Raw genomic sequence first — 26329 nt, 5'->3', positions numbered from 1 at the left:
TGGAACACCCAGAGCGGCCCCGGCACGATGACCCCCCACAACGCCATGGTCAACGGCGCCGGCTTCGGCCAGACCATCCGCTCCATCAACGGCTCCCTCGAGTGCGACGGCAAGAACCCCGCGCAGGTGCAGAGCCGGGTGAGCGCCTACCAGAAGTTCACACAGATTCTCGGTGTCGCGGCGGGCAACAACCTCTACTGCTGACCCGTCCCGCGGTGGCCCTGTGCCAGACTCCGTCGATGACCTCCGAAACGATCACCGCGGACGCCTCCGGCACCTGGAGCCTCGGCGATCTGCCCGTCCACCGTCTCGGCTTCGGCGCGATGCGGTTGACGGGCAGCGTCGCCTTCCACCGCGGCACACCGAGCGACCGCACCCGCTCGGTCGCCGTACTGCGCAAGGCCGTGGAACTCGGTGTGAACCACATCGACACGGCCGCCTTCTACTTCTCCGCACTGCGCTCCGCCAACGAACTCATCAACACCGCGCTCGCCCCCTACCCCGACGACCTGGTCATCGTCACCAAGGTCGGCCCCTTCCGCGACTACTCCGGCGAGTGGGCCACCTCCGCCCGCCCCGACCAGCTGCGCGGGCAGGTCGAGGAGAACCTGCGCCAGCTCGGCCGCGACCACCTCGACGTCGTCAATCTCCGCCGGATGGGCCAGGACTCGATCGCCGAGCACTTCGGCGCCCTCGCCGAACTCCGCGAGGCGGGACTGGTCCGGCACCTCGGCGTCTCCGACGTCACACCGCGCCATCTCGACGAGGCGCTGGCCATCGCCCCCGTGGTGTGCGTGCAGAACCGCTGGGGACTCGACCTGCGGGACGCGGCCACCGACGAACTGGTCCGCCTCTGCGGCGAGCGCGGCATCGCCTTCGTACCGTTCTTCGCCGTCGCCGGCGAGGCCGGGGCGGGCGGCGCCACCGAGAACGACGACGACGCCGTCCTCGCGGTCGCCCGCGCCCATGACGCCAGCCCCGCCCAGGTCCGACTCGCCTGGACCCTGCACCAGGGTCCGCACGTCCTCGCCATCCCCGGCACCGGAAACCCGGACCACCTGGCCGAGAACGTGGCGGCGGGCGCCGTCCGGTTCACCGAGGACGAGCTGACCGAGCTGAACGCCCTGCACACCAGGGCCGTCTGACGGTCCGGCTCAGTCGGCCCGCACGCCGCCCCGCATCGGACGCCGCGGCCGCACGGCCCGTGCTCCTCGTGCCATGCCCCGACCGCGTACGGCCGGATCCGGAACCAGGCGTGCGCCGGGCCGGCCCCGCACGGGCCCCCGCCCGGCCCGGCCCGCGGTGCCTCGACGTCGGCCCCGGTACGTCGTCCGGCGAGAAAAGGGGCCCCTCCCCGGCCGCGCCGCCTCCCATAATGGACGGACGTACAGGACGGACGTACAGGACGGACGTACAGGACGGACGGACAGGACGGACGGACAGGACGTACAGGCGGACAGACGGACAGACGGTGCCGGCCGACCGTCCGACTACACTCACGTAGACGGTCTGCCGGACTGTGGACGAAGAAGAGGTGACAGACCTTCCATGGCCGACGCGAAGGACGAACGCCGGCCCGCCGGCGAGCTGGAGGCGAGCGTCATGGCCGCCCTCTGGGCCGCCGGTGCGCCCCAGACCCCCGGACAGGTGCAGCGCAGCCTCGGCGCGGACCTGGCCCGCACCACCGTGACGACGATCCTCACCCGGCTGCACGACAAGGGCGTGGTCGACCGGCACCGGCAGGGCCGCGGTTTCGCCTATTTCCCCGTCCAGGACGCGCAGGGCCTGACCGCGAAGCGGATGCACAGCGAACTCGACCGTGACAGCGACCGGGAGACCGTGCTCGCCCGCTTCGTCGCCCAGCTCAGCTCCGACGACGAGCGTGTCCTGCGGAGTCTGCTCGACGGCGGCGAGCAGCCCGGGGCGTCATGACCGCCCTGCTGATCCTGCCGCTGCTGGTGCCGTTCGCGCTGCCGGCGCTCTCCCGGCGGGCCCTCGACCGGCTGGCGCCCACCGCCGCGCTCTGGGTGATCACCGTCTCGGCCGTCGCCCTCGCGGGCTGCGCCCTGGCCGCGCTCGGCGCGTTCGTCCTGACCGGACTGTTCAAGCTGCCGTTCTTCGCGGCGCTCGGCGAGCTGGTCCGGCCGCTGCACACGGTCTCCGACCGTTACGCCATGCCGCTCGCGGCCCTCTCGGTCGGCGCTCTCGCCGTCTGCGTCTGGACCGGCACGCGATCGGTGCTCCGGCAGGCACGTGCCTTCCGTGCGGCCCGTGCGGAGGCCGGGCGCGGGCCCGCCGCGGGCGACCTGTGCGTGGTCGACTCGCCGGGTCCGGACGCGTACGCGCTGCCCGGCCGGCCGCACCGGATCGTCGTCACCACGGGGATGCTGCGCAGCCTCGACGGGGCCGAACGGGAGGCGCTGTTCGCGCACGAACGGGCGCACAACGCCGGCGGCCACCACTTCTTCCTGGCCGCGGCGGAGCTCGCGGCGCACTGCCATCCGGCGTTGCGGCAGGTCCGGGACGTGGTACGGCTGGCCGTGGAGCGGGTCGCCGACGAGGCCGCGGCGCGCGCGGTGGGGGACCGGCGGCTGACGGCCCGTGCGATCGCCCGGGCCGCGCTGGCGGGACAGGGCGGGGGCATCGAGCGGCCGGCGTTCGTGTCGGGGGCGTCGTCGGGGCCGGTGCCGCGGCGGGTGGCGGCGCTGCTGGCCGCGCCGCGGGGGCGGCGCCGGGCCGGTTCCGGGGTTGCGGTGCTGCTCGCGGCGTGCGCCGCGCTCTCGTGTGCCGCGTCCGCGACCGGGATGATCGACTTCCATCATCGGGTGGAGGTCGCGCAGGGGGAGGCGGAGCGGTAGGCCGAGCGCCGTTCGGAGGGCGCGGGTGCGTAGTGGCTGGTCGCGCAGTTCCCCGCGCCCCTGTCGGGGCGCCCCGGCGGGCGCCTCCCGAAAATACCGCCGTGGGAAGAGGGCGACTGGCGTCCGTCTAGTTTTACGTATAACCTCTCCCGCTAACCGCTCCACCGAAAGGCCCCCATGCGACGCGTCGCCCTGGTCACTCTCGTCGTCGGCGACTACGACGAGGCGATCCGCTTCTACACCGAGGCTCTCGGGTTCCGGCTGGTCGAGGACGCGCCGCGGCCGGACGGTTCCCGTTGGGTCGTCGTGGAGCCCGGGACGGAAGGGCAGGGCACCGGACTGCTGCTCGCCCGCGCCAAGGACGACGGACAGCGCGCCCGGGTCGGCGACCAGACCGGCGGGCGCGTCGGGTTCTTCCTGCACACCGACGACTTCGCCCGCGACCACGCCCGGATGACCGCCGCCGGCGTGACCTTCCTGGAAGAGCCGCGGCACGAGCCGTACGGCAGTGTCGCCGTCTTCCAGGACCTGTACGGCAACCGCTGGGACCTGCTCCAGCCCACCGACTGACCCGCCACCCCGAATCACCCGCCGAGGAAAACCCCGCCATGACTGCTACGCGCGTAGACTCCGATGTGATCCGCCGCCTCCCCAAGGCCGTCCTGCACGACCACCTCGACGGCGGCCTGCGCCCCGCCACCCTCGTCGAGCTCGCGGCCGAGGTCGGTCACACCCTGCCCACCACCGACCCGGACGAGCTGGCCGCCTGGTACTTCGAGGCCGCCAACTCCGGTGACCTGGTGCGGTACATAGCCACCTTCGAGCACACCCTCGCCGTCCTGCAGACCAAGGAGGGGCTGCGGCGCGTCGCCGAGGAGTACGTGCTCGACCTCGCCGCCGACGGTGTGGTGTACGGCGAGGTGCGCTACGCCCCGGAGCTGAACGTCAAGGGCGGGCTCACGCTGGGCGAGGTCGTGGAGAGCGTGCAGGAGGGGCTGGCCGCCGGTATGGCGAAGGCCGCTGCCGCCGGCACGCCGGTCCGGGTCGGCACCCTGCTCTGCGGGATGCGGATGTTCGACCGGGTCGGCGAGGCCGCCGCGCTGGCCGTCGCCTACCGGGACGCCGGAGTCGTCGGCTTCGACATCGCGGGCGCCGAGGACGGCTTCCCGCCCGCCGACCACCTCGCCGCCTTCGAGCACCTGCGCCGCGAGAGCGTGCCCTTCACCATCCACGCCGGTGAGGCGCACGGCCTGCCCAGCATCCACCAGGCGATCCAGGTGTGCGGCGCCCAGCGCATCGGACACGGTGTGCGGATCACCGAGGACATCGCCGGCGACAAGCTCGGCCGGCTCGCGAGCTGGGTGCGCGACCGCCGGATCGCCCTGGAGATGTGCCCCACCTCCAACCTCCAGACCGGCTGCGCCACCTCCATCGCCGAACACCCGATCACCGCGCTCAAGGAGCTGGGCTTCCGGGTCACCCTCAACACCGACAACCGTCTGGTGTCCGGTACGACGATGACCCGGGAGATGGCCCTGCTGGTCGAGGAGGCCGGCTGGACGGCCGAGGACCTGCGCACGGTCACGGTGAACGCCCTGAAGAGCGCGTTCATCCCGTTCGACGAGCGCACGGCCCTCATCGAGGACGTCGTGCTGCCGGGTTACGCCTCCGTGCTCTGAAGCAGCCCCCGCAGGTAGGCGGCCTGTCCGACGTGCTGGAGATCGTCGGACAGGACGCTCACCAGCCGTACGCCCAGCGTGACCGGTGGGTCGAAGCGGGTGTCCACGATCCGTTCGAGATCCTTGGCGGGGAGCTCGCGCAGCACCCCCAGGGTCTGCTCGTGCACCGCGTCGTAGTAGCCGGTCAGCAGGTCGCCGGAGTCCACCGTGACCTTCGCGACCTTCGCCGGGGTGTGGCCGTACCCGTGGTCACGGGGCGGCAGATCGAGGCCGAAGCGTTTCTCCCAACCCTGGGCCAGCCACACCTGGTCGAGGTCGAAGGCGTCGGCCACATGGTCGTCTTGGATCCGGGTGAGGTGCCAGACCAGCCAGGTGATGGAGTTGGCGCCGGCGGCCGGTGGCCTGTTGATCAGGCCGGGGTCGAGGCCGTCGAGGGCGGCGTGGACTTCTTCCTGGATGCGGCCGAAGCCGTCGATGAGGATGTCCCTTGCATGCATGCGACCACGATCGCGCATCACGGCTCGTCATGCGTCCGGAATCCAGGTTCCGAGAAACCCCGACGGCACCCGGCCCGGCAGCCGCACCCGGCCCGGCAGTCGCCCCCGGCCCGGCAGTCGCCCCCGGCCCGGCAGCCGCCCCCGGCCCGGCAGCCGCACCCGGGCCGCGGCTCGCCGGTGAAGTCCTCGCGGTGAGGATCAGCAGGTCGGCGGCGCCGCGGTCGCGGTTGTGGACGCTCATGAGTCCGCGGCGACGGGAGGTCGAGGTCAGGAGGGGTGGGCGCCCTCCAGGGGTGTTGCCAGGCCCCCTGTTTCGAGAAGGGTGATCAGCGCCCGCGCCGCCGGGCTGGTGGCCGTCTCGGGCGGCAGCAGGGCGACGGTCTCGTACGCGGCCTCGTCGGTGTCCTTGAGGGCGAGCGCGCTGAGCGAGGGCCGCTTGTGCCGGAAGTGCCGGGGTACGACGGCGATGCCGAGGTTCTCGTCCACCAGGTCGAGGAGGCTGTGCACGTCGTTGACCTCCAGCGCGACCGTGCGCCGTACGCCCGCCGCGGCGAAGGCCGAGTCGGTCGTGCGGCGCGGGCCCCAGTCCGGGTGGAAGTCCACGAACACCTCCCCGTCGAGGTCCCCGGGGACCACCGCCGTACCGGCCGCGGCCAGCCGGTGGCTGGGATGGCACAGCACGGTCATCGGCTCGCCGGTCAGGGCCACCGAGCGCAGCTGGTCGGTGTCGTCCTGGGTGCGGTAGGCGAAGGCCAGGTCCAGCCGGCCCGCCGCCACCTCCTCGGCGAGCGCGCCCGAACCGGCCTGCCGCAGCCGGATCTCCACGTCCGGGTGCCGGCGCCGGAAGGCGGCGAGCAGCCCCGCCACATGCACCCCGGCGATGCACTGCTCGGTGCCCAGCGCCAGCGTCCCGCGCAGCACGCCCTGCACCGCCGCCACCGCCTCGTGCGCCGACCGCACCTGTGCGAGGATGCGCTCCGCCTCACCGAGCAGCGCCCGGCCCGCCTCGGTGAGCGTCACCCGGCGGGTGGTCCGCACGAACAGGGGCGCCCGCAGTTCCCGTTCCAGGGCCCGGATGGAGGCGGACAGGCCCGACTGGGACACCAGCAGCCGTTCCGCGGCCCGGGTGAAGTGCTGGTCCTCGGCGACGGCGACGAAGTGCTGAAGGTGGCGCAGTTCCATGATTGAGAAGCCTAACCGCACAATTCCATCGGATTCTCCTGTTGGACCACTGCGGAGGCTCGGGGAAGAGTGGAACCGGTAGATCCTGTGCCCACCCCTCTGGAGTCGCGTTGTACACCGCACACCCCGACCGCTACGCCGACATGCCGTACCGCCGCAGCGGCCGCAGCGGCCTGAAGCTTCCCGCGCTGTCGCTCGGCCTGTGGCACAACTTCGGGCCCGACCGGCCCGTGACGACGCAGCGCGCCATCCTGCGGCGCGCCTTCGACCTCGGGGTCACCCACTTCGACCTGGCCAACAACTACGGCCCGCCGCCCGGCGCCGCCGAGTCGGCGTTCGGCGAGGCGCTGAAGGCGGACTTCGCGGGGTACCGCGACGAGCTGGTGATCTCCACCAAGGCCGGCTATCTGATGTGGCCCGGCCCGTACGGCGAGTGGGGTTCGCGCAAGTACCTGCTGTCCTCGCTGGACCAGTCCCTGACCCGGATGGGGCTGGACTACGTCGACATCTTCTACTCGCACCGCCCGGACCCGGAGACTCCCCTGGAGGAGACGATGGGCGCCCTGCACTCCGCGGTCCAGCAGGGCAAGGCGCTCTACGTCGGCGTCTCCAACTACTCGGCGGAACAGACCCGCGAGGCCGCCCGGATCCTCGGCGAACTGGGCACCCCGCTCCTGATCCACCAGCCGCGCTACTCGATGCTCGACCGCCGCCCGGAGACCGAGGGCGTCCTGGACGCCCTCGACGAGCTCCAGGTCGGCTCCATCGTCTTCTCGCCGCTGGAGCAGGGCCTGCTCACCGGCCGCTACCTCGACGGCATCCCGGAGGGTTCTCGGGCCGCGAGCGACAGCCCGTTCCTGAACTCGGACGCGGTCACCGAGGACCTGGTCGCCCAGCTGCGCGCCCTCGACGACGTCGCCAAGGGCCGCGGCCAGACCCTGGCCCAGCTCGCCCTGTCCTGGGTGCTGCGCGGCGGCCGGGTGACCTCCGCGCTGATCGGCGCGAGCAGCCCGCAGCAGGTCGAGGACTGCGTCGGCGCCATCGGCAACCTCGACTTCGACGCCGAGGAACTGGCCCGGATCGACGCGATCGTCAACCAGTGAGCGACGCCGTCGTCGAGTGGTGTTCGGCGCCCTCGTCGACCGGCGTCGTCGCCGACCGGTGAGCGGCGTCGTCGTCAACCGGTGACGCGCTCGGTGAGGCGGACGCACACCGCGTCCCCCTCGCCCTTGCCGATCGCCGCGCGGACATCGGCCTTCACCGGCAGCTTGTGGGTGCCGTCGCCCAGGGCCATGAAGGAACTCCGGAACGGATGTCCGTCCACCGTCCCGCGGACCTTGACGAGCCCCCGGGTGCCGAAGAACTCCGCGGACCCGGGCCACACCACATAGGTCCAACCGCCCTTCTCCGGGCTCCTGCGCAGGACGGCGGTGAACTCCACGTCCAGCCGTGCGGTCGTACTCATGGCGGTCCTCCGCTCGCGGTGGTCTCTCCTGCACAGGAGACCGCCGCGAGCGCGGGAACTCATCGCGGACGCCGGCTTCAGGCCCCGGTCGGCACCCGGTCCAGGAAGCCCAGCACCTGCCGGATCCGGCCGTCCTCGCTGAGCGTGACCACGTCAAAACCGGCCACCGGTGCTGAGCCGTCGGCCTCGTTCACCAGCTCCCAGCCGAAGCGCGCGGTGTCGTGGTGGCCGTCGACGGCCCCGAGCGGACGGAACACGAAACCCGGGAACTGCTCGTGCGCCGCCGCGATCACGGCCGTGATCTGGGCGTGCCCGGAGACGTCGGCGAGCGGGTCGGTGTACGAGCCCTCCGGGGCCCAGGCCTCGGCGACCGCCTTGCTCAGCGCCTCGGGCCCGGTGGCGTTCCAGGCCTCGAAGTAGCGGGCGGCGGCGGTCTGGTAACGGTCGGTGTTCACGGACATGGCGAATCAGCCTCCATTGAGGGTGTCACTGCTGGTCGGGGGGTGGATCGCGGTTTGCGGCGACCCGTTGACACCACCATGCCCGGATCCGGGTGACGGGTCGATTACCCCTCGGGTAATGAAGGCGGGGTCGTACAGCTGGAGCATTTCGGCCAATTCGCAGGCGGAATATGCCAAGAGACTGGCCGGAAAGGTGTGGTGACAGTGTTTCGAAAGTGAACATACTCGAATGTCAGGAGCACTTCACCGCACAGGAGCCGCACGGAAAACCGGCCCGCGACGGCACACCGGCGAGCTACGGGGGAGTGATCGTGCACGATGAATTCCTGTGCCATGTCACGGCATACGGCATCTGCGGCGGGCAGCGCATCGGCGTCCCGCTCGGCACCTACCGTGCGCCGACCCTGGCACTGGCGCTGTGGTGGTTACGGGACCGGGCCTCGTGGATCGCGGAACGGCTGGACCCCTTACCCGAGAACCCCAGATATCCGCAGGGGGCGCTCGTCCCGGTGGGGGCGACCGTCTCGGACGTACCCGGTCTGCTTCGCGCCTGGTGTTCCGACGTGGTCCGGCAGGAGCTCGTCGCCGACGAACTGGCCGGCGGACGGCTGGTACGGATCGCCGTCCAGGACGACACCACCGAGTACGAACTGCTCGCCGAGTCCGTCGACGCCCTCCGTATGCAGCGCACCATCCCCGCCCTCGTCGTCCCCGTGGCCTGACACGTGACAGCCGTCGGCCGGGGGTCCGCAGTCGGGTCGCCGTGGTCGGATCGCCGTGGTCGGGTCGCCGCAGTCGGGTCGCCGTGGTCGGGTGGTCGCAGTCGGGCGTATAAGCTGACAAATCTGTAGAATTCTGGCCATGGCGGAGCGGCCGGTCACGTCGACGGCGCCCGAACTCGTCCTGGAGACCGACACGGGATCCACGGTGATGAGCCCGGGCCGCGACTACCACGTCGGGCGTGACCCGTACAGCGACATCGTCATCGACGACTCCCGGGTCTCCTGGCACCACGCGGTGCTGCGGCCCTCCGACGGCCACTGGACCCTCGAGGACGAGCAGAGCACCAACGGCACCTACGCCGACGGCCGCCGCATCCGGGAATGGGAAGTGGGCCCCGGCACGGTCATCCGCTTCGGCAGCCCCGCCGACGGGCCGAGCGCGGTCCTCGTCGGGCGCCCGCCGCCCGCCCCCGACCGCCCCTCCGCCGTCTCGATGCCCAGCCGCACCGGCACCTTCCGGCAGCCTTCCTCGGTACGACGGCTGCACGCCCGCACCATCCGCATCGGCCGCGCCACCGACAACGACGTCGTCGTCGACGACCTGGTCGTCTCCCGCCACCACGCCGAACTGCGCGCCCACCCCGACGGCAGCTACGAGATCGTCGACCTCGACAGCCACAACGGCACCTACCTCAACGGCCGCACCGTCATCCGCGCCCCGGTCGGCCCCCGGGACGTCGTCGGCATCGGCCACTCGGCGTTCTGTCTGGTCGACGGCCAACTGCAGGAGTACGTCGACACCGGCGAGGTCTCCCTCGACGTCCAGGAACTCACCGTCGCCGTCGACCGAGGCCGCAAGATCCTGCTCGACCACGTCTCCTTCCCGGTCGGCGAGAAGTGCCTGCTGGCCGTGGTCGGGCCGAGCGGCGCCGGCAAGTCCACCCTGCTCGGTGCCCTCACCGGCCAGCGCCCCGCCGAGCACGGCACCGTCCTCTACGACGGCCGTGACCTCTACCGCGACTACGCCGAGCTGCGCCAACGCATCGGCCTGGTCCCGCAGGACGACATCCTGCACGTCCAGCTGACCGTGCGCAGCGCCCTCACCTACGCCGCCGAACTGCGCTTCCCCGAGGACACCGCGAAGGCGGAGCGGCGGGAGCGGGTCGAGGAGGTCATCCGGGAACTCGGCCTCGAACAGCGCGCCGAGCAGCCCGTGCACAGCCTCTCCGGCGGGCAGCGCAAGCGGGTCAGCGTCGCCCTGGAGCTGCTGACCAAGCCGTCCCTGCTCTTCCTCGACGAGCCGACCTCCGGACTCGACCCGGGCATGGACCGTTCGGTGATGAACATGCTGCGCGGCCTCGCCGACGACGGCCGTACCGTCATCGTCGTCACCCACAGCGTGCTCAGCCTCGACGTCTGCGACCGACTCCTGGTCCTGGCGCCGGGCGGCCGGACCGCCTACTTCGGCCCGCCGGGCGACGCCCTCGGCTTCTTCGGCTTCGACGAGTGGCCCGAGGCCTTCGAGGCGTTCGAGCGGGACACCGACCGGGACTGGGCGGGGGAGTTCCGCGGCTCGTCGTACCACCGGAAGTACATCGTGAACTCCAGCGCGCAGCCCGTCGTACCGCGCGCCGGTCCGGTCACCGCGCCCCCGCCACCGCGCCCGCGCAGCTGGGGAGCCCAGTTCTCGACCCTGGTGCGCCGCTACACCGCGGCCCTCCTCGCCGACCGGACCTTCCTCGCCATCATGATCGGACTGCCGTTCGTCATGGGCGCGATGGCCCGGGCCGTCGCCGGCAACAAGCTCACCTTCGACACCGCGACCAACGCGCTGCTCACCCTGTGCGTGGGCGGGGTGCTGACCGGCGCGGCCAACGCCGTGCGCGAGCTGGTCAAGGAACGCGTCATCTACCAGCGTGAGAGAGCCGTCGGCCTGCCCAGATCGGCGTACGTGATGTCGAAGGTCGTGGTCCTCGGCACCATCACCGTGCTCCAGGCGGTCGTGCTCACCCAGGTGGGCCTGGCCGGTGTCGACATCAACGCGCCAGGCGGCGAAGGGGTGTTGATGCCACCCCTGCTGGAGATCACCGTCGCCGTGGCCGTGCTCTCCTTCACCGCGATGATGCTCGGCCTGCTGATCTCCGCCCTGGTCCGCAAGGAGGAGGTGACGATGCCGCTGCTGGTGCTGCTCACCGTCGTCCAGGTCGTCTTCTGCGGAACACTGCTGAAGCTGGACGGCGTACCCGGCCTCGAACAGCTCGCCTGGCTGGTCCCCTCCCGGTGGGCGCTCGGTGCCATGGCCGGCACCGTCGAACTGCACCGGATCGTGCCGGGCAAGCTCACCGCCGACCCGTTCTTCCGGCACTCGGCGGGCGTCTGGCTGCGCAACATGGTCATGCTGGTGGTGCTGTCCGCCGCCTTCGGCTGTGTGCTCTCGCGGCTGCTGCGCCGGCACGAACCCGCCGTGATGCGGAAGTAGGCGAGGCGATGACCACGAGCCCAGGGTTCCGGCCCACCCACGTCGTGCCGGCCGACGGCATGCCCGCCTGGGAGGCCCCCGACCCGGCCCGGCCGACCGTGCCCCTGGACCCGTTGCTGCCGGTGCAGCTCCTGGAGCGGCGCGGCGACTGGGCCCGCATCAGCTGCGCCAACGGCTGGGCCGCCTGGGTCGACGGCCGCTACCTCGTCACCGTGCCCCGGGACCCGCCCCTGACCGGCGGCCCGTCCGCCGACGCCACCGACCCGCGCCCGCTGCTGGCCCAGGCCGCGCAGGCCCTCGCCGACTACCGGGACGCCGTCGAGGACCTGGCCGGCGGCGGCCTCGACGGAGAGTCCTTCCGGGGCCGTACGCACGGACTGCGCATCGGGGTGGTGGTCGACGGGGAGTCCATGTGGCTGTACGACCCGGCCGAGGGGCGCTGGCTGTACGGCGACGGACGCCGGCTGTCCACGTACCTCACCGACCGCGGCGTCACCGACGGGGACGGCACCGGCGGCGACGGCAAAGGCGGGGACCTCACCGATCGGCATCTCACCGAGCGGGCCGAGCCGGGCGGCGACGGCGCCGGTCACCACGCGACCCGGGTGGTGACCCCCGACGGCGAGCGTGGGCGGTAGGCCTCAGGGGCTGGCCGCGACCTCACCCGGCCGGCGCACCGGACCGGCCGGCAGCGCGCCCAGGAACCCGGCGATCAGACCCCAGAGCGCGCCCAGGCCCACCGCCGACCACAGCCGGGGCTTCAGCAGCAGCTCGCCCGACAGATTGCCGCCCAGGTCGCCGATGCCGAGCAGCGAGAGGCCGTAGTGGGCGGAGACCCGGCCGGTCAGGCAGAGCGTCAGCATCGTCAGCGCGAGTGCGATCGCCAGATGCAGGGCGTGCTGCCAGGCGCGGATCCGGGCCGGTGAGCGCACCGCCATCAGGAACCCGGCAGCGAGCAGCAGCACCGCGGCCACCCCCGCCAGCCACCACCAGCGGCCGTCGTGGGCGGTGATCGTACGGAGGTCGAGGGTCGAGACGTCCGGGGTGCGCAGCACCTCGGCGAGGACATGCGGCACCGGCAGCCCGAACGGGCCGTCCACCCGGCCCCGCCAGGTGACGCCGAGGCCGAGGGTGAGCGCCAGCCACGCCAGGTTGGGCAGCCCGAGCAGAATCACCGCGAGCGTCTCCTTGGCGTGCCCGCGCGTCACCATCGCGACCAGCGCGGCCACCAGGGCCAGCGCGACGTACGCCAGCACGAGCGCGACCATCGCGAACGCCGCGGGGCGCACCGACGTCTGGAAGCGCAGCAGCCGCCCCGGCAGTGGCGCCCCGCGCGACACCAGCAGCGCCAGCAGCAGGACCCCGGCCAGCCACAGCAGCCCGAACACGACGGTGAGCGGCACGTCCGTCGTGAAGCCCACCTTCGGCGCGGCGTCCAGCAGGTCGGTGAGGTCACTGAGCGTGCCGCTGCCCACGTTCACGGCGAAGGTGTGCCGGGCGCCGAGCGCGAGCCCGATCAGCACGAGCAGCCACAGCACCGCGATCCGGGCCGCCCAGCCGGCCAGTTCCCGGGCGCCGGCCACCGCCCGGTGCCGCAGCGGCCGCAGAAAGCCCCCGGCGGCGACCAGTGCCCCGACCAGCGTGACCGAGAGCGGTACGACGGTCAGGCCGGCGTTCGTCCGGGCCAGGTCGCCCGCGTCGCCGGAGAGTTCGACGGTGCCGCCGACGGCCGTCACCACGGTCGCGAGCACCACCGGGAGAAACGCGCCGCTCGGCAGGTCCGCCGCACCCGCCGCCCACAGCCCCACGGCGGCGACCACCGCCATGGCGACCAGCGCGGCCAGTACCACGGCCAGGGCAGGCGGCCAGCCGTGCCGGGCGACGGGCCGGCCGGCGGCCGCGGCCACCGGCCGCGCCGAGGCGATTCGGGGGCTCACGCTGTCACGCTAAGCAACACCTTGTCGCTCCGCCTGCCGGGTGAGCCGTCCGCGTCGGCTTGCGGACGGTACGGGTCCGGCGCACATTGGGCTCGTTGTGCATCAAATGAGGCATTTTTCGCAAAAGCCGTTTGCCGTGAATGCCGTCCCTCACAACGGGGAGATGAGCGTGAGCATCGGACCGCCGTCATCCGGGCGCCCCACAGGACCGCCCTCCGGCCCGCTGTCCGGGCCCTCCGGACCACCCCCCGGCCCGCCCTCCCAGCCGCCCGGCGGCGGAGGCGGCGGAGGCGGCGGCAGCCAGGGCGGACAGCCGCACCAGCCGTGGTGGCGGTCCGCGCGCCGGGTCGCGATGCTCACCACCGCCGTCGTGGTCGCCGCGGTGCTGGCCGTGGTCTTCACCCGTCCGGGCGGCGGCTCCGGGAAGGGCGGCGAGGTCTTCCTTCAGGCCGCCGACAGCTCAGGGCAGGACCCGTTCACCGAATCCAGTGCCACGAAGAGCTCCGTGGCACCGGGATCCTCCATACCCGGCGCCTCGTCGGCCGCCTCGGCCGTGTCGGAGGACTCGGCGGTGCCTGCGAACGAGGTGCGCGGGGTCGACGGCGGGGCGCCCGGCCTCTACAGCGGCACGAAGAACAGCGGCAGTTGCGACATCGAGAAGCAGATCAGGTACTTCCAGGCCGAGCCCTCGCGCAACCGGGCGTTCGCCGCCCAGGTCGGCGTCCGGCCCTCCGGCGTCCCCGGCTACCTGCGCTCCCTCACCCCCGTACAGCTGCGCGCGGACACCAGGGTCACCGCCCACGGCTACCGCGACGGCGGCTCGACCACGTACCAGTCCGTTCTCCAGACGGGCACCGCCGTCCTGGTCGACGGGCACGGGGTGCCCCAGGTGCGCTGCGCCTGCGGCAACCCGCTGACCCCGCCGGTGGCGCAGAAGAACCCCCCGCGGACCACGGGCAGCGCCTGGTCCGGGTACCGGCCCTCGAACGTGGTCGTCGTCGCACCCGCCGCTCAGATCGTGAACGTCTTCGTCCTCTTCGACCACCGGCACGACGGCTGGTTCGGCCGCCACCGGGGTGACCACACCGGGCACGAGGACCGCCCGGCGAAGCCCCCGGCCGATCCGAACCCGATGAACCCGCCGGTCCACCACGGTTGCCCGCCCCCGCAGGGCGGGACCGGCCGCCCGGGCGCCACGCCGTGCCCACCGGTCTCCACCCGCCCGTCGGGACCGTCCAGCCCCGGCACCAGCCCCGGCACCAGCCCTGGCACCAGCCCCGGCTCGAAGCCCCCGTCGTCGAACTCGTCGTCTTCGCAAACGCCCTCCTCCAGGCCGCCAGCGTCCGAGTCGCCGTCCTCGAAGCCACCGTCCTCCCAGTCGCCCTCGTCGGAGTCCCCTAAGACCGAGTCGCCGAAGACCGAGTCGCCGAAAACCGAGTCGCCGAAAACCGAGTCGCCGAAAACCGAGTCGCCGAAAACCGAGTCGCCGAAAACCGAGTCGCCGAAGACGGAGTCGCCTAAGTCCGAGGCGCCGAAGACCGAGGCGCCGAAGACCGAATCCCCCAGGTCGGCGGCCCCGCCCTCGCCGCCGTCGCCCGGCTCCGAGTCCGCGGTGTCCTCGGCCGCCCCGGTGTCCCCACAGGCCCCGCCCAGCTCGGCTCCCCCCGCGCCCCCGGAGTCCAAGGGCCCCGGTTCCCCGCCGGTGTGACCAGCGTGACGCGTTTTGTGCGCGTTAGGCGAACGCCCCGGGGACTGCGGGACGACACTCGGGGTACGAGCATGATGTCAACAGCGACTGGGCCGGACGGGCCTCCTGGAGAGACACGCATGATCGAACACCTGGGCGGGGCAGTGATACCGACTGGCTTCGACGTACCCGTGGAGCCGCTGCGGCGGGCGGCGCACTACACCGGCGAACCGGGTTGCATCGCCGAGGCGCGGGATTTCGCGGGCCGCTTCCTGGAACAGCTCAGGACCGAGTGGTGTGCCACGATCGATCACCGGGCCGACGGTGAGCTGCTCCTGGTGGTGAGTGAGCTGATCACCAACGCGGACCGGCACAGCAACGGCCCCTACATCCTCGAGCTGGAGGGTACGGACAGCGCGGTCCTGGTGTCCGTGTACGACAGCAGTGCCGCGCTTCCCCGGCGCTTCCCCAAGGATCCCGAACGGGTCGGCCGGCACGGTCTGGAGATCGTCCACGCCCTGGCCGCCGAGGTCACCGCCGAGCGGGTACCGGTCGGCAAGCGGGTCCGCGCGCTGGTGCCCCTCGCGCACTGAAGACGGATGCCGGACTCCCACCGACATCGGGCTCGCACTGAGACTGCTGACATCTGACATCGGGCTCGCACTGAGACGGATGTCGGACACCGGATCACCCCGAGGCGGGGTCACCACGGGCGCTGCCCCACGCGCCGGTGCGGGGCAGCGCCCGTGAGCCCGCCGTCAGGCGCAGCCGAGTTCGCCCAGCATCCCCTGACGCAGGCGCGCGATGATCCGCTTGATGAGGCGGGACACATGCATCTGGGAGCAGCCGAGCCGCTCGCCGATCTCCGCCTGTGTGGCCTCCTCCACGAACCGCAGATGGATGATCTCCCGGTCCCGTTCGCTCAGCTCGGCCATGAGCGGGGCCAGCGACTGGAAGTCCTCGACGAGCCGCAGCCCGTCCTCCTCGACGCCGATGAAGTCGGCGAGCACCGATTCGCCGTCCTCGGGGCCGTCGCCGGTGAGCGCGGCGTCCAGGGAGGAGGAGTTGTAGCCGTTGGACGCCAGCTGCCCCTCGACCACCTCGCCTTCGGACAGGTTCATGAGCGTGGCGAGCTCGGCGACCGTCGGTTCCCGGTCGAGGCGACTGGAGAGTTCCTCGCGCGCCTTGGCCAGTTCGACCCGCAGCTCCTGGAGCCGGCGCGGAACGTGCACGGCCCAGGTGGTGTCACGGAAGAACCGCTTGATCTCGCCCACGATGTACGGCAGCGCGAAGGAGGTGAACTCGACCTCGCGTGACAGCTCGAACCGGTCGATGGCCTTGATCAGGCCGATCATCCCGGTCTGGACGATGTCCTCCATGTCGTCGCCGCGGTTGCGGAACCGTCCCGCCGCGAACCGTACAAGAGACATGTTCATTTCAATGAGAGTGTTGCGCGCGTACTGGAATTCGGGTGTGCCCTCCTCCAGCTCGCCGATCCGCCGGAAGAACTGGCGGGACAGCTCCCGCGCGTCCCGCGGGGCCACGGTCTTCGGGTCCTCTATCCCGGGCAGCTCCCCTTCCGCCTGGCGCTCCCCGACAGACTGCGCGGTACTCACTGCTTCCGACCGGATCCCGGCGGTGTTCATTACCTCTCCCCACGAAAGTCACGGTACGGCGTGTGCCTCTTCGGCCTGTGTCGTTCCGGCCTTGTCCAGTTGTTGGCCCTGGCCCGGGTACCCGCTATCGGACATCTCATGCGTGCTTGACGGACGGGTACCCGGGGTGACGTACCGCATGCGTACCGTTCACCGGGCTGGCGGAAAACAGCCGGTGAGGTTCGGCGGCGTTCGGTGGGGAGACGCTCACCCCCCGACGCGTACGGCCGTGATCAGCTCGTGCCAGTACCGCTTGGTGACCACACCGTCGTACCGCGCGTCGATGAGCTTCCGGACGCAGTCCAGCAACCCGTTCCGCGCGGCGTCGGGCAGGGCGCGGTGGTTGGAGTAGGTGAGGAGGACGTCCAGATAGGTGTCGGTGGTGTACGTGATCTCCTGGGCGTGGCCGTGCACGGTGACGTCCGTGAAGTAGGGGGAGCCGCTGAGCTCGGCCGTGTCGGGGGAGATCTCCGACTCGGGGGTCTGCCGCAGGCCCGGCGGTGTGGCCGGGTCCCACCGCTCGTAGCACTCCTGGACGTCGGCGAAGAAGTCCTCCGAGCCACCCGCCACATGGTGGGTGGTGACGAGGGCGAGCAGTCCGCCGGTGCGCAGGGCCCGGGCCGCCCTGGGCACCCGGACCGCCGGGTCGATCCAGTGGAACGCGGTCGCGCACACCACCGCGTCGAACGGCTCCGGCGGCAACTCCCACCGTTCGAAGTCCGCGGTCACGACGTCCACCGCCGGGTACGCGGCCAGTTCCCGGCGGGCCACCGCGGCCAGGGACGGGCCCAGCTCCACGGCCGTGATCGCGCAGCCGGACCCGGCGAGGTCCACGGTGAGCTGGCCGGGACCCGGAGCGATCTCCAGCACGCGCACCCCCGGGCCGGCACCCGTGACCCGGCTCAGCTCCTCGACCAGGGAGCGGGGATAGCGGGGCCGTGCGCGCCGGTACCGCTCCGCGTCCTGGTCGAACGTGTCCCGCAGCTCCGGCCCCGCACCCATGAACTCGACCGCATCCATGCCGGGCAGTTTGCCGATCCCCTTCCGCGGCGGGCCACTGCTTTTAGGCTGTCGGAGTGAGCAGCCAACCGCCGAACCACGCGCCCGTCATCCCGCTCCGCCCGCGGCAGCCGGACCTGAAGCCCAGGGAACCCCTCTGGCGCGACCTGGTCGGAGACGTCCTGCGGCGCGAGCGACTGGACCAGGAGCGCACCCTCAAGGACGTCGCCGAGGCGGCCCGGATCTCCATGCCGTACCTGTCGGAGATCGAGCGCGGCCGCAAGGAGGCCTCCTCCGAGGTCCTCGCGGCCGCCGCCCATGCGCTCGGCCTCGACCTCGGCGGCCTGCTGTCCCTGGTCCACTCCGAGTTCGCCCGTAGGACCGCTGCGGGCCGGCCGGCGCCCGGGCCCTACAACGGTCTGTGCCTGGTCGCCTGACGGAGGTTCAGCGCGCGTCCTGCTCCCGCAGCTGCCGGAAGAACGCCCGGACGTCCCCCGCCAGCAGGTCCGGCTCCTCCATCGCCGCGAAATGCCCGCCCCGGTCGAACTCCGTCCAGCGCACGATGTTCTCCGTGCGGTCCGCCCTGTGCCGCAGCGGACGCTGGGGCTCGGCCGGGAACAGGGCGACGGCGGTCGGTACCGTCGACGGCTGGGAGGGCGCGGTGGCGCGGGCGCCGGTGGCGTGCGCCCGCTCGTAGTAGATGCGGGCGGACGAGGCGGCCGTACCGGTCAGCCAGTACAGCATCACGTCGGTCAGCAGCCGGTCCCGGTCCACCGCCTCCTCCGGCAGCTCCTCGGAGTCCGTCCACTCCCGGAACTTCTCGACGATCCAGGCGAGTTGACCGACCGGTGAGTCCGTGAGCGCGTAGCCGGGGGTGTGCGGGCGGGTGCTCTGCAGGACGGCGTACCCCGTGCTCTCCCGGGACCAGGCGGCCCAGCGGCGCCATGAGTCAAGGGTGTTCGCCCGCTCCTCGGCATCGAGGGCGGCCAGTTCCTCGGTGGTGGGCTCGGTGGCCTGCTGGGCGCCCGGCAGCAGATTGAGGTGCACGCCGATCACCCGATCGGGATGGGCACGGCCCAGCTCCCGCGAGATCGCCGCGCCCCAGTCACCACCCTGCGCACCGAACCGCTCGTAGCCCAGCCGCGTCATCAGCTCCGCCCAGGCGTCCGCGACCCGCCCCGCCTCCCAGCCGGACTCCGTGGTCGGACCGGAGAAACCGAAACCCGGGACGCTCGGCACCACCACGTGGAAGGCGTCCGCGGGATCCCCGCCGTGCGCCGCGGGATCCGTGAGCGGGCCGACCACGTCCAGGAACTCCACGATCGAGCCCGGCCAGCCGTGGGTGATGACCAGTGGAGTGGCGTCCGGCTCGGGGGAGCGGACATGGGCGAAGTGGATGTGGGCGCCGTCGATCGTCGTCGTGAACTGCGGCCACGCGTTCAGCCGCGCCTCGGCGGCCCGCCAGTCGTACTCGTGCCGCCAGTACCGGGCCAGCTCCCGGAGATACGGCGTCGGTACGCCGTACTCCCAGCCGGCGCCGGGCAGCTCGGCCGGCCAGCGGGTGCGGTCCAGCCGGGCGTGGAGGTCGTCGAGGTCGCTCTGGGGGATCGAGATGCGGAACGGTTCAACAGCCGACGAAGAGGTCATGGTCGGGATGCTAGGTGGACCGGCGGGCGATCAGCGATGAGTTTCCCGCCGTACGGGGGTCGGTACAGATGACCCTGTTCCACGCCCCAGGAGGTGTCCATGACCACCGACGGATTCACCACGTGTCTCTGGTTCGACGGCCAGGCCGAGGAGGCCGCCCACTACTACGTGTCGATCTTCAAGAACTCCAGCGTCGGGAAGGTCGGCCGCTACAACGAGGCCGGACCGGGGGAGGCGGGCTCCGTGCTGGCCGTCGACTTCACGGCCAACGGGCAGAAGTTCGTCGCCATCAACGGCGGCCCGCAGTTCAAGTTCACCGAGGCGATCTCCTTCCAGATCTACTGCGCCGGCCAGGAGGAGGTCGACCACTACTGGGCCAAGCTCACCGAGAACGGCGGCGAACCCGGCCCGTGCGGCTGGCTCAAGGACAGGTACGGCGTGTCCTGGCAGGTCATCCCGGAGGGACTGATCGAGATGATCGGCGACGCCGACCCGGAGAGGGCGACCCGCACCACGCGGGCCATGTACACGATGGGCAAGCTCGACATCGCCGCGTTGAAGAAGGCGTACGCGGGCGAGTGACCCGCACGACGACGCGGGGCGGTGTCCCCGGACACCGCCCCGCGCCTGCGCCTCGCCGGGTCAGACCCGGTCGGCCACGATCAGCAGGTACTGGAAGCTGCCGTTCTTGTAGGCGGTGAGGAAGGCGTCCTCGATCCCTGTCACCAGGTGGTCGGCCTGCTTGCGCAGTTCCCAGTACGGAATGGCCGCCTCGGTGAGGTCCTCCACATGGACCGGCACCAGGCGGTTCTTGGCCATCGCCCGGAAGTACTCCGACCTCGGGTGGATGTCGCAGATGTAGTGCGCGTTGATCAGGGACACCTCACGCGAGGCCTGTCCGTAGGCGTTGTTGTAGCAGCCGGTGATCGTGACGTAGCGTCCGCCCCGGCGCAGCAGCCGGGCGTGCTCGGCGAAGAGCAGCTCCAGCTCGACGTACATCGTGGACTCGTTGTTCCAGGAGGCCGCGTACGCGCCCGTCTCGAAGCCGGTGTCCAGCATGTTCCGGTGGTGGTAGCGGACCTTGTCACCGACCTCCCGCTTGCGGGCCATGTCGTTGGCGAAGCCGGCCTGCTTGGCGGAGATGGTGACCCCGTCGGCGTGGCAGCCGTAGCGCAGGTTCGCCACGATGCTGCCACCGCCCCGGCCGCAGCCGGCGTCGAAGACCCGGTCGTCCGGGGTGAGCGGGCCGAGATGCCCGGCGAGCAGCTCGGCCTGGGCGTGCTCCAGGCGGTGCAGCTCGCTGGTGACGCGCTCCTTGCGCAGCTCGGCGTCGGTCTCGTCGAGCACCGACCAGTCGGCCTCACCGATGCCGTAGTGGTGGTGGTAGAGGTCGTCGATCTTTCCGAGTTCGAGGTTGACCGGGTTCTCCTCGGCGTTCCAGTACTCCGCGACGCTGTTCTGGTACCTGGACTGGGTCGGCACCGGGGCTGACGTGGTGGTCTTCCGAGCGACAGGGGCGGTGGTCAACAGTTGCTCCTCGAAGTGTTTCTGACGGTGTTTCGGATGGGCTCGCCACTACCAGTAGTCGGGCAGGTGGTAGCGGTTGGTGTTGGTGGAGTGCCACTCGTGGTTGCCCGCGACCCAGGCGGCCAGGCCCTCCGCGTAGCGAGCGACCAGCGGCGAGGTGGCGCCCAGGGCGGCCGACTCCTCCTCGAAGGCCGCCATGATCCGGTTGTGGATGTCGACGGACTTCAGATAGGCCGCCTTCAGCCCGCGCCGGTCGTTGGCCGCCACCACCTGGGGCAGGTTGAGATGGTCCGGATCGCTCGCCAGCTCCTTGGTGAAGGAGTACAGGTCGTTGACGATCGTGGTCGCGTTGCAGGCCAGGGCGGTGATCCGCTGGATCTCCGGGCGGGCGTAGAGCGGCTCGGGCAGCTCGTAGCCGTCCACCGCGTCGACGATCGACAGACACGGCCGGAAGTTGTTGAACTGCCGCATCACCAGGTACTCCCAGATCCGCGGCATGTACCGCGTCTCCATCCAGGCTGCCTCGCCCAGGTACCCGAGGTGCAGCCGGGCGATGTCGTGCACGAACCGGTCGGTCTGGCTCGGGGTGGCGAACCCGGCGAAGTCCGCGAGAGCGAAGTGGTACGAGCGCAGCGGACCGTCGGCCCGGATGCCCTCGCGCCACTCCTCCTCCAGCTCCGGGATGCCGTGGTAGGGGTCGAGCGCCGACTGGGCGATGATCAGCGGGCCGCCGAGTCCGCGCCGGGATCCGCCGCGCCCCTCGTCCTCCTCGCAGTAGCAGGAGTCCACGATGTTCTCGGCCAGCAGCAGCTTGCCGGCGACGGTGAGCCGGTCCAGGTCGAGACCGCCCGGATGCTGGAGGACGACGGCCCGGCCGAACTGGAAGCCCGAGAAGTCCCCCTGCCAGGCCTCGGGGAACAGGTCGAGCTCCCGGGCCCAGGCCTCCAGGCGGCGGTCCAGCTCGGCGGACTTGGCGGGGTCGGCGGGCACGGCCGGCCGGTAGTGCAGTCCGGGGACCGCCCCGGTGCGCCTGGCCGGGCGCAGGCTCCGCGCGATGTTCGGCGGCCCGGGCAGGGCGTAGGAGGTGGTGGGTGTGGTCATGGCTGTGTGCTCCAGGCCGTCAGTCGGCGGTGCGGCCGAGCTGGACGTTCTCCAGGATCCCGGCCGCGTCGGGGACCAGGATGGCCAGCGAGTAGTAGGCGGTCACCAGGTAGTTGACGATGGCCTGCTCGTTGACGCCCATGAAGCGCACGTTCAGGCCGGGCTGGAACTCCTCCGGGATCCCGGTCTGGTAGAGGCCGATGACCCCCTGGTCGGCCTCGCCGGTGCGCAGCGCGATGATGCTGCTGGTGTGGTCGTCGCTGATCGGGATCTTGCTGCACGGATAGATCGGGACCCCGCGCCAGGCCGGGATCTCGTGCCCGTCGATGTTCGCGCTCGGGGGCACCAGTCCGCGCCGGTTGCACTGCCGGAAGAACGCCGCGATCGCCTTGGGGTGCGCCAGGATCACCTTGGTCTTGCGGCGCATGGAGATCAGCTCGTCCATGTCGTCCGGGGTCGGCGGGCCCGTGAAGGAGCTGATCCGCTGCCCGTAGTCGATGTTGTGCAGCAGTCCGAACTCACGGTTGTTGACCAGCTCCCACTCCTGGCGCTCACGGATCTCCTCGACCGTGAGACGCAGCTGCTGCTGGGTCTGGTCCATCGGGTCGTTGTAGAGGTCGGCGACCCGGGAGTGCACCCGCAGCACGGTCTGGGTGAGCGACAACTCGTACTCGCGCGGCGCGAGTTCGTAGTCCACGAAGCCGCCCGGCAGGGTCGGCTCGCCCCGGTGGCCGGCCTGCACCGGCACCTCCGCCTCGCCCTTGCGGTTCATCGGCAGCCGCTGCCGGTCGACGTACGCCTGGAGATGCGCACCGAGCGACGGCACCCGGTCCATGACCTCCTCGACGACCGTCCAGGGCAGCGCCAGCACCACGCCCGCGGTCTCCGCCCGGACCGAGGTGAGCCACAGCGGGTCGGTCTGGCCGACCGCCTCGTCGCCCATCTGGTCGCCGTCGGTGACGACCCCGACGACCTCCTCCTCGCCGTACTTGCCGGCCGCGAACCGGATGAAGCGGCCGTGCACGACCAGGTAGGTCTCGGTGACCGGCTGTCCGGCCTCGAACAGCACCTGCCCGGCGCGCACTTCGCGGGCCTGGAACCGCTCCGCGATCTGGGTCAGCGCGTCCAGGTCGTCGTACCCCCGCAGGACGGGCAGTTCGGTGAGGGTCGCGGGAATGACCCGGATGTCGTCCCCGCCGTTCTGCTCGAAGCTCACCCGGCCGCGTCCGGTGCGCAGTTGGAGGCGCCGGTTGACCCGGTAGGCGCCGCCCTTGACGTCCACCCACGGCAGTGTCCTCAGCAGCCACCGGGAGGTGATGGCCTGCATCTGCGGTTCGGACTTGGTGGTCGTGGCGAGCTGACGTGCCGCCCGAGTGCTCAGACTGGTGAGCTCCCCGTCGGTGGTCGGATCCGGCTCGGGCTCGTCGACGGCGGAACCGATGACGCTGTCCGGTGTGGACACATTCCCTCCAGCAGAGAGGCGAACAGAGGTGACCCGGAGGGTCGGTGGTGTGCGAGGTGGCGTTGCGCAAGGACCAGCCAAACAGCCGTGGTGATCTACGGGTACGGCGCGAAAGGGGCGGTTGTGCGCCTTAGTTGCGCAAACCTGGTGTTCGGGGTGGAAAAGGTTGCGTTTCCCGATCGCGCGCCGGTGGCCCGCTCCGGTGCCCGGGTCCGGCCCGGGTTGGGCTCAGGAAAAGTCGTTGACCAGCACCGCGGCCCCGTCGAAGCGCCCGGCCTTCAGGTCCCGCAGGGCTTGGGGGGCCGCGGACAGCGGATAGGCGTGGGTGGTCGCGTGGACGTGGTGCCGCTCCGCCAGAGCCAGGAACTCCCGCCCGTCGCCACGGGTGTTGGAGGTGACGCTGCGCAGCTCCCGCTCGTAGAACAGCTCCCGCTCGTAGTTCAGTGCCGGTACGTCGCTGAGGTGGATCCCCGCCACCGCCAGCACCCCGCCCCGGTCCAGGGCGCGCAGCGCGACCGGCACCAGATCGCCGAACGGGGCGAACAGGACGGCGCTGTCCAGCGGCTCGGGCGGCGGCTCGGAGACGTCCCGGGCCGAGGCCGCACCCAGCTCCAGGGCCAGCCGCCGGGCCTCGGCACCCCGGGTCAGCACATGCACGGTCGCGCCCTCCGCGAGTGCCACCTGCGCGCACAGATGGGCGCTGCCCCCGAAGCCGTACAGGCCGAGCCGGCCGCCCGGCGGCAGCGCTGCCCGGCGCAGCGCGCGGTGGCCGATGATCCCGGCGCACAGCAGTGGCGCGAGCGCCACGTCCTCGAGAGTGCCGGGCAGCCGGTAGGCGAAGTCCGCCGGCACGGTCGTGTACTCCGCGTAGCCGCCGTCCGCGTCCCAGCCCGTGTACTCCGAGTGCGGGCAGAGGTTCTCGGCGTCCCGCCGGCAGTAGGCGCAGACCCCGTCCGTGCGCCGCAGCCAGGCCACCCCCACCCGGTCACCCACCGCGAAGTCCGCCACCTCGGGGCCCCGGCCCGCGACCACGCCCACCACCTCGTGCCCCGGCGTCACCCCGGGCCGGTGCACCGGCAGATCGCCCTCCGTGACATGCAGGTCGGTCCGGCACACCCCGCAGGCGCGCACCCGGACCAGCAGCTCGTCGGCTCCGGGCACCGGCACCGGACGCTCGACGAGCCGGAGCGGATCCGCCTCGACCGGTCCGGGCCGCGCCACCGTCCACGCCCGCATCACGTCCGTCATGCCGCGCCCCGTCCGCCGAAGGCCGCTCGGTCATCCTTCCCAGTGTCCGCCGGAGTCCGGAGTTCGGCGCGCGGACGGTCGGCCGGATGGCTAGCGTGAGGAACCGGGAGAATCCGTGCGATCGGAAGGGCCGCGGCCATGGCGGTACAACCTGAAGGAACCCCCTGTTGGGCCGACGCGATGTTCAGCGACCTGGAGGGGGCCAAGAGCTTCTACGGCGAGGTCCTCGGCTGGACGTTCGGCGAGTCGACGTCGGAGTACGGCAACTACACCCAGGCCTACGCGAACGGCAAGGCCGTCGCCGCGGTCGTACCGCCCATGTCCGGTCAGGAAGGGCACTCGCAGTGGTGTCTGTACTTCGCCTCGCCGGACGCGGCGGCCGTCGCCGAGCGGATCCGGGAGAACGGCGGTGCGGTGCTGATGGAGCCGATGCAGGTCGGCGACTTCGGCACGATGTGCCTGGCGCGTGAGCCCGGCGGGGCGGTCTTCGGCATCTGGCAGGGCGGCGTCCACGAGGGCTTCGAGGCCACGGCCGTGCCCGGCGCCTACTGCTGGGCGGAGGTCTTCACCCGCGAGCCCGAGAAGACCGACCCCTTCTTCACCGCCGTCTTCTCCTACACGGCCAGGCAGGTCGAGGACGACAACGTCGACTTCCGGATGTTCGACGTGGGCGGGAACACGGTCCTCGGCCGGATGGGGATGACCGACGACTTCCCGCCCGAGATGCCCTCGTACATCAACGTCTACTTCACCGTCGACGACTGCGACGAGGCCGTCGCCAGGGCCACCAAGCAGGGCGCGGTGCTGCGCTTCGGTCCGATGAGCAGCCCCTTCGGCAGGTTCGCGGCGCTCACCGACCCGCAGGGCGCCAACTTCTCGGTGATCGACCTCACCACCACCGAGGGCGAGCAGCCCCAGGTCAAGGACGTCTGACCAGGAGGTACACCGGGCCACGGCCGGGCTCCCCGCCCGGCCGTGGCATGATCGGGCCCATGCGTGAACGAGTGGTGGCCGCGTGCGACGGGGCTTCTAAGGGAAACCCGGGACCGGCCGGCTGGGCCTGGGTGGTGTCCGACGACGCGGCGACGCCGGCCCGCTGGGAGGCCGGGCCGCTCGGCAAGGCCACCAACAACGTGGCCGAACTGACCGCGTTGGAGCGGCTGCTGACGGCCGTCGACCCGGACGTGCCGCTCGAGGTGCGGATGGACTCGCAGTACGCGATGAAGGCGGTCACCACCTGGCTGCCCGGCTGGAAGCGCAACGGCTGGAAGACCTCGGCGGGCAAGCCCGTCGCCAACCAGGACCTGGTCGTACGCATCGACGAACTCCTCGACGGCCGCACGGTCGACTTCCGGTACGTCGCAGCCCACCAGGTCGACGGCGACCCGCTGAACGACTTCGCCGACCGCGCGGCCAGCCAGGCGGCGGTGGTCCAGGAGGCCGCGGGCAGCGCCCTCGGCTCCCCGGTGCCGCCGCCGTCGCCGACGCCCGCCGCCTCCGCCGGGGCCCCGCGCCGCAAGGCGGCACCCCGCAAGACCGCCGCCGGCGGCTCCTCCTCGCGCACCATCAAGGCCAAGTTCCCCGGCCGCTGCCTGTGCGGCCGCTCCTACGCGGCCGGCGAGCCGATCGCGAAGAACGGGCAGGGCTGGGGCCACCCGGAGTGCCGCACGGCGGACGCCTGATCAGCCGTCGTCAGACGTCTGCAGCCGCCGGTCAGCTGTCC

At 71.7% G+C, this 26329-nt stretch carries 27 protein-coding genes and 1 pseudogene; 16 read left to right on the top strand and 12 right to left on the bottom strand.

Annotation, left to right across the window (positions count from 1 at the left end; all coding sequences use genetic code 11):
* The 6 genes from ACWDGI_RS41320 to ACWDGI_RS41295 all read left to right on the top strand — a co-directional run.
* Positions 1-204: chitinase (locus ACWDGI_RS41320; RefSeq protein WP_450768192.1), on the top strand; the 204-nt coding region annotated here is incomplete at its 5' end.
* Between the two features lie 35 nt (positions 205-239).
* On the top strand, positions 240-1145 hold the full coding sequence (locus ACWDGI_RS41315; RefSeq protein ID WP_450768191.1) for an oxidoreductase: 906 nt from the start codon (positions 240-242) through the stop codon (positions 1143-1145).
* Positions 1146-1548: 403 nt separating this feature from the next.
* Positions 1549-1932, top strand: coding sequence for a BlaI/MecI/CopY family transcriptional regulator (locus ACWDGI_RS41310; RefSeq protein ID WP_450768190.1), 384 nt, complete (start codon positions 1549-1551; stop codon positions 1930-1932).
* Positions 1929-2858 (top strand): M56 family metallopeptidase, encoded by a 930-nt coding sequence (locus ACWDGI_RS41305; RefSeq protein ID WP_450768189.1) that lies wholly within the window; start codon positions 1929-1931, stop codon positions 2856-2858. Before ACWDGI_RS41310 ends, ACWDGI_RS41305 begins: the two co-directional genes overlap by 4 nt.
* A 177-nt stretch (positions 2859-3035) precedes the next feature.
* Entirely contained in the window at positions 3036-3428 is a 393-nt protein-coding gene (locus ACWDGI_RS41300) for a VOC family protein (RefSeq protein ID WP_450768188.1), read from the top strand.
* A 38-nt stretch (positions 3429-3466) separates the two neighbouring features.
* On the top strand, positions 3467-4537 hold the full coding sequence (locus ACWDGI_RS41295) for an adenosine deaminase (RefSeq protein ID WP_450768187.1): 1071 nt from the start codon (positions 3467-3469) through the stop codon (positions 4535-4537).
* On the opposite strand, the gene ACWDGI_RS41290 is transcribed toward ACWDGI_RS41295, so the two are convergent.
* Together ACWDGI_RS41290 and ACWDGI_RS41285 are read right to left on the bottom strand one after the other, a co-directional pair.
* On the bottom strand, positions 4519-5034 hold the full coding sequence (locus ACWDGI_RS41290; protein WP_450768186.1) for a mycothiol transferase: 516 nt from the start codon (positions 5032-5034) through the stop codon (positions 4519-4521). The genes ACWDGI_RS41295 and ACWDGI_RS41290 overlap by 19 nt on opposite strands.
* A 267-nt stretch (positions 5035-5301) precedes the next feature.
* Positions 5302-6216 (bottom strand): LysR substrate-binding domain-containing protein, encoded by a 915-nt coding sequence (locus ACWDGI_RS41285; protein WP_450768185.1) that lies wholly within the window; start codon positions 6214-6216, stop codon positions 5302-5304.
* Between the two features lie 110 nt (positions 6217-6326).
* On the opposite strand from ACWDGI_RS41285, the gene mgrA reads away from it, so the two are divergent.
* Positions 6327-7319, top strand: coding sequence for an L-glyceraldehyde 3-phosphate reductase (gene mgrA, locus ACWDGI_RS41280; RefSeq protein ID WP_450768184.1), 993 nt, complete (start codon positions 6327-6329; stop codon positions 7317-7319).
* 74 nt (positions 7320-7393) lie between these two features.
* Here the strand turns inward: mgrA and ACWDGI_RS41275 are convergent, their stop codons facing one another.
* Together ACWDGI_RS41275 and ACWDGI_RS41270 are read right to left on the bottom strand one after the other, a co-directional pair.
* Positions 7394-7681: a DUF1905 domain-containing protein gene (locus tag ACWDGI_RS41275; RefSeq protein ID WP_362576362.1), complete on the bottom strand. Its 288-nt coding sequence runs from the start codon at positions 7679-7681 to the stop codon at positions 7394-7396.
* Positions 7682-7758: 77 nt separating this feature from the next.
* Positions 7759-8142 carry a nuclear transport factor 2 family protein gene (locus tag ACWDGI_RS41270; RefSeq protein ID WP_450768183.1) on the bottom strand — a complete coding sequence of 128 codons (384 nt, stop codon included), beginning with the start codon at positions 8140-8142 and terminating at the stop codon, positions 7759-7761.
* Positions 8143-8453: 311 nt separating this feature from the next.
* Here ACWDGI_RS41270 and ACWDGI_RS41265 point away from each other — a divergent pair, with 311 nt between their 5' ends.
* The 3 genes from ACWDGI_RS41265 (at position 8454) to ACWDGI_RS41255 (ending at position 11981) form a co-directional block, all read left to right on the top strand.
* On the top strand, positions 8454-8864 hold the full coding sequence (locus tag ACWDGI_RS41265; RefSeq protein ID WP_450768196.1) for a hypothetical protein: 411 nt from the start codon (positions 8454-8456) through the stop codon (positions 8862-8864).
* A 139-nt stretch (positions 8865-9003) separates the two neighbouring features.
* Entirely contained in the window at positions 9004-11343 is a 2340-nt protein-coding gene (locus ACWDGI_RS41260) for an FHA domain-containing protein (protein ID WP_450768182.1), read from the top strand.
* Positions 11344-11351: 8 nt separating this feature from the next.
* Entirely contained in the window at positions 11352-11981 is a 630-nt protein-coding gene (locus tag ACWDGI_RS41255) for a hypothetical protein (protein WP_450768181.1), read from the top strand.
* 3 nt (positions 11982-11984) lie between these two features.
* Here ACWDGI_RS41255 and ACWDGI_RS41250 read toward each other — a convergent pair whose 3' ends face one another.
* A complete protein-coding gene (locus ACWDGI_RS41250; protein WP_450768180.1) occupies positions 11985-13280 on the bottom strand; it encodes a streptophobe family protein in 1296 nt (431 codons plus the stop codon).
* Positions 13281-13449: 169 nt separating this feature from the next.
* Between ACWDGI_RS41250 and ACWDGI_RS41245 the strand changes: the two are divergent.
* Together ACWDGI_RS41245 and ACWDGI_RS41240 are read left to right on the top strand one after the other, a co-directional pair.
* A pseudogene (locus ACWDGI_RS41245) lies at positions 13450-14715 on the top strand (DUF6777 domain-containing protein); the annotation flags it as partial.
* 392 nt (positions 14716-15107) lie between these two features.
* A complete protein-coding gene (locus ACWDGI_RS41240) occupies positions 15108-15560 on the top strand; it encodes an ATP-binding protein (protein WP_450768179.1) in 453 nt (150 codons plus the stop codon).
* 165 nt (positions 15561-15725) lie between these two features.
* Here ACWDGI_RS41240 and ACWDGI_RS41235 read toward each other — a convergent pair whose 3' ends face one another.
* Positions 15726-16613 carry an RNA polymerase sigma factor SigF gene (locus ACWDGI_RS41235; RefSeq protein WP_450768178.1) on the bottom strand — a complete coding sequence of 296 codons (888 nt, stop codon included), beginning with the start codon at positions 16611-16613 and terminating at the stop codon, positions 15726-15728.
* A 216-nt stretch (positions 16614-16829) separates the two neighbouring features.
* A complete protein-coding gene (locus ACWDGI_RS41230) occupies positions 16830-17642 on the bottom strand; it encodes a class I SAM-dependent methyltransferase (RefSeq protein WP_450768177.1) in 813 nt (270 codons plus the stop codon).
* A gap of 56 nt (positions 17643-17698) precedes the next feature.
* Here ACWDGI_RS41230 and ACWDGI_RS41225 point away from each other — a divergent pair, with 56 nt between their 5' ends.
* Positions 17699-18058, top strand: a complete 360-nt coding sequence (locus ACWDGI_RS41225; RefSeq protein ID WP_450768176.1) for a helix-turn-helix domain-containing protein — start codon at positions 17699-17701, stop codon at positions 18056-18058.
* A gap of 7 nt (positions 18059-18065) precedes the next feature.
* Here ACWDGI_RS41225 and ACWDGI_RS41220 read toward each other — a convergent pair whose 3' ends face one another.
* Complete coding sequence (locus tag ACWDGI_RS41220; RefSeq protein ID WP_450768175.1) at positions 18066-19268, bottom strand: epoxide hydrolase family protein; 1203 nt, start codon at positions 19266-19268, stop codon at positions 18066-18068.
* A gap of 99 nt (positions 19269-19367) precedes the next feature.
* Here ACWDGI_RS41220 and ACWDGI_RS41215 point away from each other — a divergent pair, with 99 nt between their 5' ends.
* Positions 19368-19850, top strand: a complete 483-nt coding sequence (locus ACWDGI_RS41215) for a VOC family protein (RefSeq protein WP_450768174.1) — start codon at positions 19368-19370, stop codon at positions 19848-19850.
* Positions 19851-19910: 60 nt separating this feature from the next.
* On the opposite strand, the gene ACWDGI_RS41210 is transcribed toward ACWDGI_RS41215, so the two are convergent.
* From ACWDGI_RS41210 to ACWDGI_RS41195, 4 genes are all read right to left on the bottom strand, one after another.
* The gene (locus ACWDGI_RS41210) at positions 19911-20795 is read right to left on the bottom strand and encodes a geranyl diphosphate 2-C-methyltransferase (protein WP_450768173.1); all 885 of its coding nucleotides are present in this window, start codon (positions 20793-20795) and stop codon (positions 19911-19913) included.
* Between the two features lie 48 nt (positions 20796-20843).
* Complete coding sequence (locus ACWDGI_RS41205) at positions 20844-21896, bottom strand: family 2 encapsulin nanocompartment cargo protein terpene cyclase (RefSeq protein ID WP_450768172.1); 1053 nt, start codon at positions 21894-21896, stop codon at positions 20844-20846.
* Positions 21897-21915: 19 nt separating this feature from the next.
* Positions 21916-23358, bottom strand: a complete 1443-nt coding sequence (locus ACWDGI_RS41200; protein ID WP_450768171.1) for a family 2B encapsulin nanocompartment shell protein — start codon at positions 23356-23358, stop codon at positions 21916-21918.
* Between the two features lie 228 nt (positions 23359-23586).
* A complete protein-coding gene (locus tag ACWDGI_RS41195) occupies positions 23587-24594 on the bottom strand; it encodes a zinc-binding alcohol dehydrogenase family protein (protein ID WP_450768195.1) in 1008 nt (335 codons plus the stop codon).
* 150 nt (positions 24595-24744) lie between these two features.
* Here ACWDGI_RS41195 and ACWDGI_RS41190 point away from each other — a divergent pair, with 150 nt between their 5' ends.
* The gene (locus ACWDGI_RS41190) at positions 24745-25539 is read left to right on the top strand and encodes a VOC family protein (RefSeq protein ID WP_450768170.1); all 795 of its coding nucleotides are present in this window, start codon (positions 24745-24747) and stop codon (positions 25537-25539) included.
* A gap of 47 nt (positions 25540-25586) precedes the next feature.
* On the top strand, positions 25587-26288 hold the full coding sequence (locus ACWDGI_RS41185) for a ribonuclease H family protein (protein ID WP_450768169.1): 702 nt from the start codon (positions 25587-25589) through the stop codon (positions 26286-26288).
* The last annotated feature ends 41 nt before the right edge of the window (positions 26289-26329 follow it).

Source organism: Streptomyces sp. NPDC001220 (assembly GCF_053597895.1).
Note: the sequence above shows the minus strand (reverse complement) of the source record. Positions and strands in the feature narration are given on the sequence as shown.

Bases quoted from the DNA above. Each gene is read 5' to 3' on its own strand.
- ACWDGI_RS41315 (WP_450768191.1), top strand. From the start codon at position 240: ATGACCTCCGAAACGATCACCGCGGACGCCTCCGGCACCTGGAGCCTC.
- ACWDGI_RS41310 (WP_450768190.1), top strand. From the start codon at position 1,549: ATGGCCGACGCGAAGGACGAACGCCGGCCCGCCGGCGAGCTGGAGGCG.
- ACWDGI_RS41305 (WP_450768189.1), top strand. From the start codon at position 1,929: ATGACCGCCCTGCTGATCCTGCCGCTGCTGGTGCCGTTCGCGCTGCCG.
- ACWDGI_RS41300 (WP_450768188.1), top strand. From the start codon at position 3,036: ATGCGACGCGTCGCCCTGGTCACTCTCGTCGTCGGCGACTACGACGAG.
- ACWDGI_RS41295 (WP_450768187.1), top strand. From the start codon at position 3,467: ATGACTGCTACGCGCGTAGACTCCGATGTGATCCGCCGCCTCCCCAAG.
- ACWDGI_RS41290 (WP_450768186.1), bottom strand. From the start codon at position 5,034: ATGCATGCAAGGGACATCCTCATCGACGGCTTCGGCCGCATCCAGGAA.
- ACWDGI_RS41285 (WP_450768185.1), bottom strand. From the start codon at position 6,216: ATGGAACTGCGCCACCTTCAGCACTTCGTCGCCGTCGCCGAGGACCAG.
- ACWDGI_RS41275 (WP_362576362.1), bottom strand. From the start codon at position 7,681: ATGAGTACGACCGCACGGCTGGACGTGGAGTTCACCGCCGTCCTGCGC.
- ACWDGI_RS41270 (WP_450768183.1), bottom strand. From the start codon at position 8,142: ATGTCCGTGAACACCGACCGTTACCAGACCGCCGCCGCCCGCTACTTC.
- ACWDGI_RS41260 (WP_450768182.1), top strand. From the start codon at position 9,004: ATGGCGGAGCGGCCGGTCACGTCGACGGCGCCCGAACTCGTCCTGGAG.
- ACWDGI_RS41255 (WP_450768181.1), top strand. From the start codon at position 11,352: ATGACCACGAGCCCAGGGTTCCGGCCCACCCACGTCGTGCCGGCCGAC.
- ACWDGI_RS41240 (WP_450768179.1), top strand. From the start codon at position 15,108: ATGATCGAACACCTGGGCGGGGCAGTGATACCGACTGGCTTCGACGTA.
- ACWDGI_RS41235 (WP_450768178.1), bottom strand. From the start codon at position 16,613: ATGAACACCGCCGGGATCCGGTCGGAAGCAGTGAGTACCGCGCAGTCT.
- ACWDGI_RS41230 (WP_450768177.1), bottom strand. From the start codon at position 17,642: ATGGATGCGGTCGAGTTCATGGGTGCGGGGCCGGAGCTGCGGGACACG.
- ACWDGI_RS41220 (WP_450768175.1), bottom strand. From the start codon at position 19,268: ATGACCTCTTCGTCGGCTGTTGAACCGTTCCGCATCTCGATCCCCCAG.
- ACWDGI_RS41215 (WP_450768174.1), top strand. From the start codon at position 19,368: ATGACCACCGACGGATTCACCACGTGTCTCTGGTTCGACGGCCAGGCC.
- ACWDGI_RS41205 (WP_450768172.1), bottom strand. From the start codon at position 21,896: ATGACCACACCCACCACCTCCTACGCCCTGCCCGGGCCGCCGAACATC.
- ACWDGI_RS41195 (WP_450768195.1), bottom strand. From the start codon at position 24,594: ATGCGGGCGTGGACGGTGGCGCGGCCCGGACCGGTCGAGGCGGATCCG.
- ACWDGI_RS41190 (WP_450768170.1), top strand. From the start codon at position 24,745: ATGGCGGTACAACCTGAAGGAACCCCCTGTTGGGCCGACGCGATGTTC.
- ACWDGI_RS41185 (WP_450768169.1), top strand. From the start codon at position 25,587: ATGATCGGGCCCATGCGTGAACGAGTGGTGGCCGCGTGCGACGGGGCT.